General features: G+C 67.6%; 13 protein-coding genes. 4 read left to right on the forward strand and 9 right to left on the reverse strand.

Annotated features, from left to right (window positions below; all coding sequences use genetic code 11):
- The first annotated feature begins 5 nt into the window (after positions 1-5).
- Together AC5P9W_RS00215 and AC5P9W_RS00220 are read left to right on the forward strand one after the other, a co-directional pair.
- Positions 6-800: a hypothetical protein gene (locus AC5P9W_RS00215; protein WP_019662018.1), complete on the forward strand. Its 795-nt coding sequence runs from the start codon at positions 6-8 to the stop codon at positions 798-800.
- Between the two features lie 121 nt (positions 801-921).
- Entirely contained in the window at positions 922-1,314 is a 393-nt protein-coding gene (locus tag AC5P9W_RS00220) for a DUF488 domain-containing protein (RefSeq protein WP_019662019.1), read from the forward strand.
- Positions 1,315-1,388: 74 nt separating this feature from the next.
- Here AC5P9W_RS00220 and AC5P9W_RS00225 read toward each other — a convergent pair whose 3' ends face one another.
- Positions 1,389-1,892, reverse strand: coding sequence for a hypothetical protein (locus AC5P9W_RS00225; RefSeq protein WP_207048894.1), 504 nt, complete (start codon positions 1,890-1,892; stop codon positions 1,389-1,391).
- A gap of 360 nt (positions 1,893-2,252) precedes the next feature.
- Between AC5P9W_RS00225 and AC5P9W_RS00230 the strand changes: the two genes are divergently transcribed.
- Positions 2,253-4,280, forward strand: coding sequence for a sodium-translocating pyrophosphatase (locus tag AC5P9W_RS00230; protein WP_019662021.1), 2,028 nt, complete (start codon positions 2,253-2,255; stop codon positions 4,278-4,280).
- A gap of 43 nt (positions 4,281-4,323) precedes the next feature.
- Here AC5P9W_RS00230 and AC5P9W_RS00235 read toward each other — a convergent pair whose 3' ends face one another.
- From AC5P9W_RS00235 to AC5P9W_RS00260, 6 genes are all read right to left on the reverse strand, one after another.
- Positions 4,324-4,629, reverse strand: coding sequence for a hypothetical protein (locus AC5P9W_RS00235; RefSeq protein WP_111101879.1), 306 nt, complete (start codon positions 4,627-4,629; stop codon positions 4,324-4,326).
- 117 nt (positions 4,630-4,746) lie between these two features.
- Positions 4,747-5,466 (reverse strand): energy transducer TonB, encoded by a 720-nt coding sequence (locus tag AC5P9W_RS00240; RefSeq protein WP_207048893.1) that lies wholly within the window; start codon positions 5,464-5,466, stop codon positions 4,747-4,749.
- Entirely contained in the window at positions 5,463-5,888 is a 426-nt protein-coding gene (exbD, locus tag AC5P9W_RS00245) for a TonB system transport protein ExbD (protein WP_164144704.1), read from the reverse strand. Before exbD ends, AC5P9W_RS00240 begins: the two co-directional genes overlap by 4 nt.
- A 9-nt stretch (positions 5,889-5,897) precedes the next feature.
- Entirely contained in the window at positions 5,898-6,626 is a 729-nt protein-coding gene (gene exbB / locus AC5P9W_RS00250; protein WP_456115452.1) for a tonB-system energizer ExbB, read from the reverse strand.
- Positions 6,613-7,080: a YbaN family protein gene (locus AC5P9W_RS00255; RefSeq protein WP_021203620.1), complete on the reverse strand. Its 468-nt coding sequence runs from the start codon at positions 7,078-7,080 to the stop codon at positions 6,613-6,615. Before AC5P9W_RS00255 ends, exbB begins: the two co-directional genes overlap by 14 nt.
- 31 nt (positions 7,081-7,111) lie before the next feature.
- Complete coding sequence (locus AC5P9W_RS00260; protein WP_188250314.1) at positions 7,112-7,699, reverse strand: biliverdin-producing heme oxygenase; 588 nt, start codon at positions 7,697-7,699, stop codon at positions 7,112-7,114.
- 106 nt (positions 7,700-7,805) lie between these two features.
- On the opposite strand from AC5P9W_RS00260, the gene AC5P9W_RS00265 reads away from it, so the two are divergent.
- The gene (locus AC5P9W_RS00265; protein WP_006390068.1) at positions 7,806-8,063 is read left to right on the forward strand and encodes a DUF2789 domain-containing protein; all 258 of its coding nucleotides are present in this window, start codon (positions 7,806-7,808) and stop codon (positions 8,061-8,063) included.
- A gap of 108 nt (positions 8,064-8,171) precedes the next feature.
- Here the strand turns inward: AC5P9W_RS00265 and AC5P9W_RS00270 are convergent, their stop codons facing one another.
- The gene (locus AC5P9W_RS00270) at positions 8,172-11,090 is read right to left on the reverse strand and encodes a TonB-dependent receptor (protein ID WP_495218600.1); all 2,919 of its coding nucleotides are present in this window, start codon (positions 11,088-11,090) and stop codon (positions 8,172-8,174) included.
- Between the two features lie 229 nt (positions 11,091-11,319).
- Positions 11,320-12,255 carry a FecR family protein gene (locus AC5P9W_RS00275; protein ID WP_495218602.1) on the reverse strand — a complete coding sequence of 312 codons (936 nt, stop codon included), beginning with the start codon at positions 12,253-12,255 and terminating at the stop codon, positions 11,320-11,322.
- Between the last annotated feature and the right edge of the window lie 83 nt (positions 12,256-12,338).

Consider the following 12,338-nt stretch of genomic DNA (forward strand, 5'->3'; position numbering starts at 1 on the left):
TAACCATGAAGCACCCGATCCTGATCGCCGCGCTGCTGTGCGGTGCCGCCGCACCCGCCTTCGCTGCGACCTGCGAAAGCAACTTCCAGAAGAAGGGCAACCCCTTCGTCGGCACGACCTTCACTTCATCGGTCACCCATCCGGACCTGACCGTGGCCAGTGCCATCGGCCAGATGCGGGTGATCGCCAAGAACGCCAACATGGACGTCCTCAGCGAGGACGTGGAAGGCGGCTCGATGCTGATCGAAGAGCCGGAATCGTTGGCCCACAAGCCGATCCCGATGATCATCAGTGCCACCTCCGAAGGCGGCCAGGGTACCGTCGGCATGGTGGTGAAGGTCAACAAGGGCGCCATTGCCTCGGCCGATGGCGTGCGCGAAGAAATGTGCAAGCTGCTCAACCAGGTCAAGCCGGGCAAGGCTGGCGAACAGGCGGCCAAGGCCACTCCGCAGGCGTCGGTGGTAACGATCGCCGCCGACCGCTTTGGCTTCCAGCTGCGCAACCAGAACAAGGACAACCCGGCCGCGATCGAGCCGCGCTACAAGGGCAAGACCTACGCCATCACCGGTCGCATCACCACCGTGCTGCGCAGTGGCGGCACCTACAACACCAGCTTCGACCTGCCCAGCGATGGCAGCATCGACTTTGAGCGCGTGGCCATTTCCTGCTCGTTCGCAGCCAACCAGGCCGCGTATGCGCTGGCCCTGCGCCCGCGCGAGAAAGTGACGCTGACCGGCGTGGTCGACAGCTATGACCAGGTGGGACGTGTGTTGTGGCTGAAGGACTGCCGCGGCAACTGATTGCTGCAGGCATGGGGAAAATGCCCGGGTGCGCAGGCGCCCGGGCATTTTCCTTTCCACAGCGGTTCACGCCTGGCGCACGAGCATCGCAGGATGATGGACGCCCCGCCTGGAGATCATCATGGCCTTGCGTGTTGTTCGACTGGGAACGCCACGCCAACCCGGCGAGGGGCTGCGTATCGGTACCGTGCGGCGCCCGCCGCGCGGCGTGCCGCGCAGCGAGTTCGCCCGGCAGGACTGGTACGACGTCTGGTTCCCGACCCTGTCACCCAGCGCGGCACTGGTGAAGCAGGCGCACGAGGCGAAAACGGCCGCCGACTGGAACGCGTTCTTCCGCCACTACAAGGCTGAGATGAAGTCCCCGGATGCGGCCCACGCGCTGGACCTGCTGGCTGCGATGTCGCAGCACAGCGACCTCAGCGTGGGGTGCTACTGCGAGGATGAGGCGCACTGCCACCGCAAGGCATTGCGCGAGTTGCTGGTAGCGCGGGGAGCGAAGCTGGCCGGAGAATGATGGCGCGCCGCAGTAGATCCACGCCATGCGTGGATGCGGCATCGGTGCCGACCAACGGTCGGCACCCACCTGTATCAATTACAGGCCTTGCCTTCCATCTGCAGCTGCGCGGCGAACATGGTCACCTGCGGAATCTGGCCGGCCGCGGCCTGCTTCTTGGCCTCTTCCAGATAGATGCGCGACTGGCCTTGACCGTCCAGCTCGACCTTGTTGCTCGACGGCAGTCGCCACACGCGCACCACCGCCTGCTGTGCCGGGCATGCTGCGCTGGGCACGCGGATCACATCATTGAGCTTCCAGCCCTTGTCGGCACTTGGCTGTGCCTTGGTGTAGTCGACGAAGCGCGCGCGCGGCTGGCACTGCTCGCTGGTCCGCACCGGCGCAAAGCGATACGGCTCGGCCGCCTGGCCGGTGAAGGCACCTTCCAGGCGCGCGCAGGCCTCGGGGATCTGGCGCAATGTATGCACCGCACCCACCGCCTGGGGCACGCCCACGGCACGCTGCAGTTCCGGGGTTTCCGCGGCGAATGCCGGCACGGACGGGACCAGGGCGGCAAGCATCAACAGGGACAGGCGCATGTGGGATCTCCTACGGGACTGTGCGCAGGCTTGCAGAGACTGGCTTAACGGGGCGCAAAGGCCTGATGGCTCTCGAATCGTGCCCATGGCCCGGCGGCAGGGCCCGCGCGCATGGCGATGCGTTCCGTCTTGAGGGCGCCCACAGGATCACGAGGTGCGGCTCGTAGAGGCCAGTCGAGCATGGCTCGACTCTACAAGTGGCGGCACGCATACTGCGGGCACCAGGGAATGCTGAACACCGCCATACGTCGGACGACCGCCAAGGTCGGTACGGGTTGGTTCCAGGCTGCAGCCCGTCGTCCCCCTCGTGGTGCCGTTCATCGCCACTGGATGCCTACATCCATTCTGCGGAGGGGTCTAATGCTGGAACGTCACGGGCTTTCATTGGCGCTGGGCTGCGCCATTCTCGCGATCCTGTTCGGAATCGTCTCGGCGCGCTGGATCCTGCGCCAACCCACCGGCAATGAGCGCATGGTCGCGATCGCCACCGCGATCCAGGAAGGTGCGCGTGCCTACCTCAACCGCCAGTACCTGACCATCGGCATCGCCGGCGTGGTGCTGTTCGTGCTGGTCGGGGTGTTCCTCAGCTGGTATACCGCGATTGGATTCGCGGTCGGCGCGGTGCTGTCCGGCGCCGCCGGCTACATCGGCATGAACGTGTCGGTGCGCGCCAACGTGCGCACCGCGGAGGCGGCGCGCCATGGCATCAGTGCGGCGATGGACGTCGCCTTCCGCGGCGGTGCGATCACCGGCATGCTGGTGGTCGGCCTGGGCCTGCTGGGTGTGGCCGGCTATTACGCACTGCTGCTGCGGATGGGCCTGCCGATGGAACAGGCGCTGCACGCGCTGGTCGGTCTGGCGTTCGGTTCGTCGCTGATCTCGATCTTCGCGCGTCTGGGCGGCGGCATCTTCACCAAGGGCGCCGACGTCGGCGCCGATCTGGTCGGCAAGGTGGAAGCCGGCATTCCCGAGGATGACCCGCGCAACCCGGCGGTGATCGCCGACAACGTCGGTGACAACGTCGGCGACTGCGCCGGCATGGCCGCCGACCTGTTCGAGACCTATGCGGTCACCGTCATCGCAACGATGCTGCTGGGCAGCCTGATGCTGGCCGAGGCGGGCGCCAATGCCGTGCTGTATCCGCTGGTGCTGGGCGGTGTGTCGATCATCGCCTCGATCATCGGTGCGCTGTTCGTCAAGGTGAAGCCTGGCGGCTCGATCATGGGCGCGCTGTACAAGGGCGTGATCGTCTCCGGCGTGCTGGCCGCGATCGCGTTCTACCCGATCACCACCGGGCTGATGAGTGACAACGTACATGGACCGATGCCACTGTACGGCTGCGCGTTGATCGGCCTGGTCCTGACCGGGCTGATCGTGTGGATCACCGAGTACTACACCGGCACCCAGTACAAGCCGGTGCAGCACGTGGCGCAGGCCTCGACCACCGGGCACGGCACCAACATCATCGCCGGCCTCGGCATCTCGATGAAGTCCACTGCACTGCCGGTGGTGGCGGTGTGTGCTGCGATCTGGGGTGCGTTCGCGCTGGGTGGCCTGTATGGCATCGCCATCGCCGCCACCGCGATGCTGTCGATGGCTGGCATGATCGTCGCGCTCGATGCCTACGGACCGATCACCGACAACGCCGGCGGCATCGCCGAAATGGCCGAACTGCCCTCGGAGATCCGCGACATCACCGATCCACTGGATGCGGTGGGCAATACCACCAAGGCAGTGACCAAGGGCTATGCGATCGGCTCGGCTGCACTGGCCGCACTGGTGCTGTTCGCCGACTACACCCACAACCTGCAGGCCGCCAACCCCGGCCAGGAATTCCGCTTCGACCTCAGCGACCACACGGTGATCATCGGCCTGCTGATCGGGGGCCTGATTCCCTACCTGTTCGGTGCGATGGCGATGGAAGCGGTCGGCCGCGCGGCGGGGGCAGTGGTGGAAGAGGTGCGGCGCCAGTTCCGCGAGATCCCCGGCATCATGCAGGGCACCGGCAAGCCGCAGTACGACAAGGCGGTGGACATGCTGACCCGCTCGGCGATCCGCGAAATGATCGTGCCCTCGCTGCTGCCGGTGGTGGTGCCGGTGGTGGTCGGCCTGCTGCTGGGGCCGCGCGCACTCGGCGGTCTACTCATCGGCACGATCGTAACCGGCCTGTTCGTGGCCATCTCGATGACCACCGGCGGCGGCGCCTGGGACAACGCCAAGAAGTACATCGAGGATGGCCACTTCGGCGGCAAGGGCAGCGAAGCGCACAAGGCTGCGGTGACCGGCGATACCGTCGGTGACCCGTACAAGGACACCGCTGGCCCGGCGATCAATCCGCTGATCAAGATCATCAACATCGTGGCGCTGCTGCTGGTGCCTCTGTTGTAGATCCACGCCATGCATGAACCCGTAGCGTCGAGCAGGCTCGACGCTACGGCCGCGACCGCCTCATCCATCGGATGACAAGCAGCACCACGACGATCATCCAGCAGGCATGGATCGGCCGGTCCCAGCCATCGAAGAGGCTGAGCGGGCTGCCGATGAAAGCGAGCGAAGCCAGCCACGCACACAGTGCGCCGGGCAGCCACGCGCCACGCCAGATGCAGAAGGCGGCGAACACCAGCAAGGGCCAGGCGAAGATGATCGCCGGCGTGAACGGTGCCAGCGAAAGCACGGCCACGCATGCAGCCAGCAACACGCTGCACCAGGCCAGCACCCGTAACGTCCGTGTCGTCATGCCAACCTCCGCGCGTCCATTGACGGTCGTGCGCGAGCATAACGCCTGCGCGCTGCCTTGAATTCCGGCTCGGGTCAGAGCCCTGTCCTGCGGAAAGGGATCCGACCCCGATGGCGGTCAGCGCCCGCGCAGGAAGAATGACACCGGCACCATCACCTGCACCGGGCCGCCAGGCACCTCGGCCGGCGGCGCGGGGACCGGGCTGGCCCGCTGCACGGTGTCCAGCGTCTCCTGGTCGAGCAACGCGAAGCCGCTGCTGCGGCCCAGCACCACCGCCGAAACCACACCGTCGCGGGCCACGGCAAAGCGCACGTAGACCACGCCCTGCTGGCGCAGCCGCTCGGCCTGGCGTGGATAGCGCCGGTGCTTCTGCAGGTGCGCGAGCAGGCGTCCTTCCCAGGTCGCCTCGGCGCGACTGCGCTCGCCGGCGGTGGTCTGCGGTGCGGTGTAGCGTGCGGCCACATCGGCTGCCACCTGCGGCGGTGCGCTGGTCTGCGCGACATTGGTCTCGGCGGTTTCCGGCGCGGGCATCGGCTCCGGCGTACGCAGCGGTGGCAAATCACCCTGCGGCTGCATCGGCGCCTTCGGTTGCTCACGCAGCACCGGCTTCGGCGCCTGCCGCTGCTGTTGCTGTTGCAGCGGCCCAGTGGCAACCTCGCGCGGCGGCACCGGAGGCGCCTGTGCCATCGGCGCCAGCTCCAGCATCAATGCAGCGGGCGGCGCTGCGGCGGCCACCGCCGGTGCGCGCGCCGCCCACCAGCAGGCCACGCTGACCAGCAACGCATGCACCAGCAGCACGATCGCCAGGCTGGTCGCCCAGCGCCGCAGTCCGCTCATCGCGCGCCCTGCTCCAGTCCAACCAGTGCCACCTTCAGGTAGCCCGCAGCACGCAGCGCATCCAGCGTTGCCATCAGTTCGCCGTAGGGCACGCGGGTATCGGCACGCAGGAACAGGCGTTGCGAGGTGTCACCGTGGGTGGCTACCTGCAGCGCAGCGGCCAGCCCGTCGCGTGCCACCGCCTGCTCGCCCACGCGCAGCGACAGATCGGCCTGCACGGTCACATACACCGGCGCCTGTTCCGGCGGCGTGGCACTGACACTGCTGGCCGGCAGCTGCACCGGTACCGACACGGTGGCCAGCGGTGCCGCCACCATGAAGATGATCAACAGCACCAGCATCACATCGATGAAGGGCGTGACGTTGATCTCGTGCGATTCTTCCGGCGTGTCGTCGCGGTCGGACGCGGTCCTGATCGCCATCGTCGCGCCTCAGTGCACCGCGTGCAGCGGTGCCGCTGCGGCACGCGGCACGGCACGATCAAGATCGCGCGAAACCAGCTGCTGCACGGCCGCCGACAGATCGCCGAGCAGGCCCCGCAGGCCGGCCAACACGCGGCTGAAATGGTTGTAGACCAGTACCGCGGGAATCGCCGCGACCAGGCCGAGTGCGGTCGCCAGCAAGGCCTCGGCGATGCCGGGCGCAACCACCGCCAGGTGGGTGGTGTTGCTGTGGGCGATGCCGATGAAGCTGTTCATGATGCCCCACACCGTGCCGAACAGGCCGACGAAGGGCGCCACCGCGCCGATGCTGGCGAGCACACCGATGCCGCGCCGCTGCACGCGCGCGGTCTCCAGCTCGATACGGTCCAGGCGCGAGGCGATGCGTTCCTTGGTGCCGTCGCGCCCTTCCAGATCCTGCGACAGGCGCAGTTCGGTACGAGCGGCGTCCAGCATGGCGAGTGCGGTGCCCTGCTGCAGACTTGCCTCTCCGCTCTGCGGCGGCAGCTGTGCGGACTGCAGCAACAGCGCGCGCGCCGCGCGCAGCTGCCGGGCCTGACGGGTCAGCTCCCAGCCCTTGGCCAACAGCACGGTCCAGGTGGACAGCGACGCCAGTGCCAGCGCGATCATCACGGCCTTCACCACCACGTCGGCGGCCAGGTACATGCCCCACGGGGTCAATGCGGGGGCGGCCACGGGGGCCAGGTCAGCAGGCAGCATCATCTCGGCTTCCATCAGCATCAGGGGTCGCTGCGCGACTACGGGCCGCGCGCGGATCATTGGCGTCGTCCACTTCCACGACCGGATGGGGCTCCAGCCGGGGGGCCGGTCGGCTCAGCACGTAGCCGGCGCTGACCGCGAAGAACAGGCCCACGCCCAACAGCAGGCGCCAGGACGGATGCGCGCCCCAGCAGAACAGGGCAAAGCCCAGCGCCATGCCGGCACTGGCAAACGCCTTGCCCTTGCGCGATACCGCGCCCTGCTCGCGCCACAACCGCAGCGACGGGCCGTAGCGCGGATGCGCCAACAGGCGCTGCTCGAACTTCGGCGAGCTGCGCGCGAAGCAGCCCACGGCCAGGATCAGGAAGATGGTGGTCGGCATCACCGGCAGCAACGCGCCGATCACCCCGAGCCCGACCATCAGCCAGCCCAGCGCGAACCAGAGCCAGCGCATCAGCGCTGCACCTGTGGGCGCGCGCCGCGCATCAGGCGAATTCCACTTCGACGTGGCCGTGCACGCTGCGGAACGCGGCGTCGGCGGCATCGATCACCTGCTGCTCCTGCTCGACACTCAGCGGTACCGCGTCCAGCGCAGCGGTGAACTCACGCCAGTGGCGCGCCGCGCCATCCGGATGCGCGGCCAGGTGGCGGGCGCCAAAATCACGGTCCAGGCCGAGCCTGGCGGCCATCTTGTACAGAATGGTGCCGCCCAGGTTGGAGCCTTCAGCCACGTACAGCCACCCCAACGCGGCGGGCAGTTCCAGATCGGACGGCAACGCCGCGATGTCAGCCCCCGGCAGGGTCTGCTCCAGGTCCTGCAGGTCGCGCGCGACCTGGGTCAGGCGGCGGCGCTCGCCCAGGTCCGGCAGCAGTGCGTCCAGCGCAGGGTTGGCATACAGCGCATCGATGCTGCGGTGGAAGCGATACTGCACGCGCAGGAAACGGGCGAAATTGCTGCGGTCGGCGAAGATGTCGCCGGCCATGATGCGCTTGTCCAGGGCACCGTGGCTGTCGCGGGTGGCGGACTTGAGCCGCAGGCTGCGGCTTTCTTCAGGGGCGATGTGTGCGTTCATGGGGGATGCCAAGGGGGTCGTCCTGCTGTAGACGTTTGCCACGGGGCTTTCCCCAAGGCTATGTGCGCCGATAATGGCGCATCCCTTCTTACCGCAGGAACCGACGATGATCACCACCGAACCGCGCATGACCAACCTGTTCCTGCAGCTGGGCCTGGACGCCAGCGCCGAGGGCATCGCCCGCTTCATCCGCGAGCACCAGCTGGCCACCGATGTGGAAGTGGTCGAGGCGCCGTACTGGAACGATGCGCAGCGCCAGTTCCTGTCCGAGTCGCTGCAGGCCGATGCGGCATGGACCACCGTGGTGGACGAGCTGAACGAGTCCCTGCACGAAGATGCGGTGAAGGCCGCGACCGGGCTGTAAGTAGACGCCGGGCGTGGCGGGGCGCTGGCGATTGCACGGCGGAAGCGGTGCGGACCAAGGTCCGCACCCACCGAGGGCGGTCCGACCCCACCGCTCATACGCGACCGATCAGTACTTCCAGGTCAGCGCCAGCCGCGCAGTGCGGCCCGGCGCCGGCATCACGCCCAACGCCAGCGGGTCCAGGTAGTAACGATCGGTCAGGTTGTCCACGCCGGCTTCCACCGAGAGCTGGTCGTTGAAGCTCCAGCTGGCGAACAGGTCCACCAGCGTGGTTGGCCGGTACAGCTGCTGGATCGCCGACAGGCCTACGTTCCAGTCCTTGTCCAGCTTGCTGATCGGCCCGGCGTTGTGGACCACGCGGGTGCCGAAGGTCAGGCGCTCCTCGAACAGGCGCGAGCCCAGGGTCAGGTTGACCATGTAGCGCGGCGGGTTCTGGGTATTGGTGTACGAGCCCTCGAAGCCGCCGTCCACGCAGTCGGGCGTGTTGGCCAGTTCATCGTTCTTGCGCTGTGCACCATAGGCGCGGCGCTCTGCGGCGATGTCCGGCGCGCAGGTCTTGGCCTTGAAGTAATAGTGCGCGGAAAGATCGGCAAACACCTTGCCGCTGTCATAGCTGGACTGGAACTCCATGCCCGAGACCTTGAACTGGTCGACGTTGCGGATCAGGCCCGCCGACAGCGTGCGGTAGTCACGGGTGATCAGGTCGTCGATGCGGGTATCGAAGTACGCCAGCTTCAGCGCCAGGCGGTCGCCAGCGGTGAACAGGTCGTAGCGGAGGGTGCTGGCACCGATTTCCCAGCTGCGCGCACGCTCCGGCTTCAGCTCGCCCACCGGCTTGGCGGCGGTGAACAGGCCCAGCGTGGTCTCGAACAGGCTCGGCAGCTTGGTGCCTTCGGCGTACTTCACGTAGACCATGGTGTCTTCGCTGAAGCGGTAGGCCACGCTGGCGGTCGGCGAGAACGCGGTGTCACGGCGGCGGATCGGCTGCGACCACGTCCAGCTGACCGGCACTTCCAGGTCCTGCGCCTTGCCGGCGTCGTAGAAGTTCCAGCCACCGATGTCGGCCACCGTGCCCTTCTTGTACGGTGAGGCCAGCAGCGATTCCTGGGTGAAGTTGCCGTTGGCATCCGGATACCAGTTCAGCAGCGCGATGCGCTTGGCCCGCCACGACGGCAGCGCCGGGTTGCCATTGAGCAGTTCGGTGTAGCGGTACTGGCCCTGCACCTCATAGGCATCGGGCGTGGCCAGGCGGTTGCGGTCGTGCACGTCCACGCGGTTCCAGCGGCCGCCGGCCAGCAGTTCCCAGTGCTCATCGGGCTGCCACTTCAGCGAGGCCACGGCACTGTATTCCTTGCGCTCGGCATTGCGCAGGAAACGGTTGTTGACCAGGTCATCGTGCATGACCGGGCCCGAGCTGCCCGGTGCGATGTCTTCGTCACTGTAGGACAGGCCGTAGTCGAGGGTGAACGCACCGGCGCGGGTATCGAACATCGAGGTGTTGCTGGCATCCAGTCCGAAGCGCTTCTGCCGCAGCGGATTGCGGTAGGCATCCTTGTAGCCGGGGTCGCCGCTGAAGCTGGGCGCGTCGTACCACTCGGTGCGGCGATCGAAGTACCAAGGGGTGATGCCGGTCAGGCTGTTGTACATCACGCTGTCGGTGTCGGTGTATGCGGCATTGACGCGTAGATCGATCAGCTCGCTGTCCGGATTGAAGCGGTAGCGCAGGCTGTAGCTGTCCATGTCGACATGGCCCGGATCCCACTGTGGAATGCGGTCACGATCCACGCGGATGATCTGCGAGGCCATGATCTCGCCAGCAGTGCCTTCATAGCGGCGGTAGCCGGCCTCCAGCGTCTGTGCATCGTCGATGCGCCAGGTGCCCTTGAGCAGCGCCGACTTCGAGCGCGCCGAGGTATTGAAGACCTCGGTGTGCGGCGGGTTCAGCGGCGCCAGCGTGCGACGGGTCTGCGGGAAATCATCGTAGCCGTGCTTGCCGGAGAAATAGTTGCCGTTGTCGCGGTACGCATAGGCGGCCACCAGATCGAAGCGGTCCCAGTGACCGGCTGCGGCCACGTTGAAGAACTGGCTGCCGGTGGCGCTGCGGTCGGAACGCGGCGCGGCGCTGTAGGACGGCAGGTTGTTGGCGCTGGCGTTGGCCAGGCCGCCACGCATGCGTACGCCGAAGTCGCGCCCCTCGCGCAGCACGTCACCGATCTTCAGCGTCTCCATCTCGACCACGCCACCGATGCCACCGGAGGCGTTGGCCTGCAGGCTCGGGCCCTTGGTGATGGTCAGGCTGGAGATCAGGTCCGGGTCGAGGTAGGTGCGCTGTGACTGGCCGGCATAGCCGCGGTAGGTATCCATGCTGGACTGGCCGCCATCGATGATCACCGGCACGCGGCCCTGGCCCTGGATACCACGGATGTTGACGTCGAACCCATTGCCCACGCGCGGGTCACCGGCGGTGACACCGGCCACGCCCTTGACGATGTCGCCGTTGGAAGTGCCGCGGAAACGTTCCAGGTGCGTGCGGCTGAGCGTGGTGGTGGAGCCCACACTGCGATAGCTGTCGAGCAGGCGCGCCTCGTCGCTGGTCGCGCCACTGTCGACGCGGTCGCCGGCCACGCTGAGCGTGTCGGTGACGATCACACCGCTGTCGGCCTGCACCGGCGTCGCCGCTTCCAGAGTGACTGCATCTGCGCTGACGCGGCGCACCGCCAGGCCACTGCCCTGCAACAGCTGCTGCAGCGCCTCGTTGGCCGGCAGGCTGCCATTGACCGCACGCGAGGTTACGCCCCGGGCCAGGGTGGCCGGATACACGACCTGCACGCCGGACTGGCGCATATAGCTGCGCAGCGCTTCATCCATCGGCTGCGCTGGAATGTCGAAGCGCTGCACGGCAGCGTGGTTGCCGGTGGCGCCCTGTGCCAGCACGGACGGTGCGGCGCTGGCCAGGCCGGCGGCCAGCAGGGCGATGCACAGGCGGGACGGGCGCAGCGCGCGGCCCGGGCGGTGGGAGTCGAACATGGGGGAACCTGTCAGGTAATCGGTGCCGCAGGCGCGGCGTCATCCGCAACACAGGCGGACACGGCGACGTACGTGGCGGCGGCGGGTACGTTCGCGGGGTAAGACGGTTGGGCGCGCGGCAACCCCAAGAGCGATTTGCGGTCGCGGCAGGTGCCGACCGGCCGGTGATCGTGGTGGGTGCCGACCGTTGGTCGGCACACTGGGACCTTCATCCACGCATGGCGTGGATCTACTGGTGAATGATGGCGACGCCGAGCGGCAGGCGGGTGACCTGCAGACCTGCTGTTGCGGCCAGTGCATCCAGCGCCTGCTCCGGGCGATCGATGCGCAATGCGGCACTCACTGCGGGTAGTCGCGACAGATCGCCGCGCACGAAGGTCGGGCCGGCGCGATAACGCCCCACCCATTGCACGGCGTCGGCGACGCTGGCCTGCTCCAGCAGCAGCTCGCCTTGCCGCCACGCGCCGACGCTGTCGGCAGCCACATCCCGCAGGCGCGTCACGCCGCTGTGCTCGCCATAGACCGCACGCTGGCCCACCTGCAGATAAGTCCAGCCACCGTCGGCCGGGCTGGCCACGCGCACCCTGCCCTGCCCGACCTGGGTTTCAACCTGGTCATCGCCGCGCGCGACGGTGAACGCGGTCGAGATGTCCTCGATCACGCCGTTGCCCGCACGCACGCTGAAACGTCGCTGCGCATCCGGGCTGACCTCGAACCAGGCACGCCCACGCAGCAGCTCGATCTCGCGTGCATGTGCATTGAAGCGCACGGCAATCGCACTGTCCGCATCCAGCACTGCGCGGCTGCCATCGGGCAATTGCACGTTCTGCGCGACGTGCGTGCTGCGATGGTCGGCCTGCAGCCGCAACCAGGCCTCCGGCCATGCCACCAGCATCGCCAGCGCGGCTGCAGCGGCCATCGCCCAGCGCATTCGATGCGGCCGCGGGCGTTCGGCGGGCTGGACCTGCGGGCGTGGCCCGACACTGCGCCACAGCGCGCGCTCGTGTTCGAAGGCACGGCGGTGCCCGGGTTGTGCCAGCCAGCGCTCGAACTCGCGCATGCGCCCCTCGCCGATGTCACCCGAGGCCAGCCACGCGATCCAGCCCCGGGCCTGTTCGGCCAGGGCATCGTCATTGGCGGCGGGCAGCGTGTTCGGCGGGCTCATCGGCTGGCGGACAGGCGCATTCAAGCGCGGGCGGAGGAACTAGACCGCATCCACGGTCCAGTGATCAAGACGTTCCAGTGAGG

The sequence above is a fragment of the Stenotrophomonas sp. YJH_SMC_33 genome (assembly GCF_059372295.1).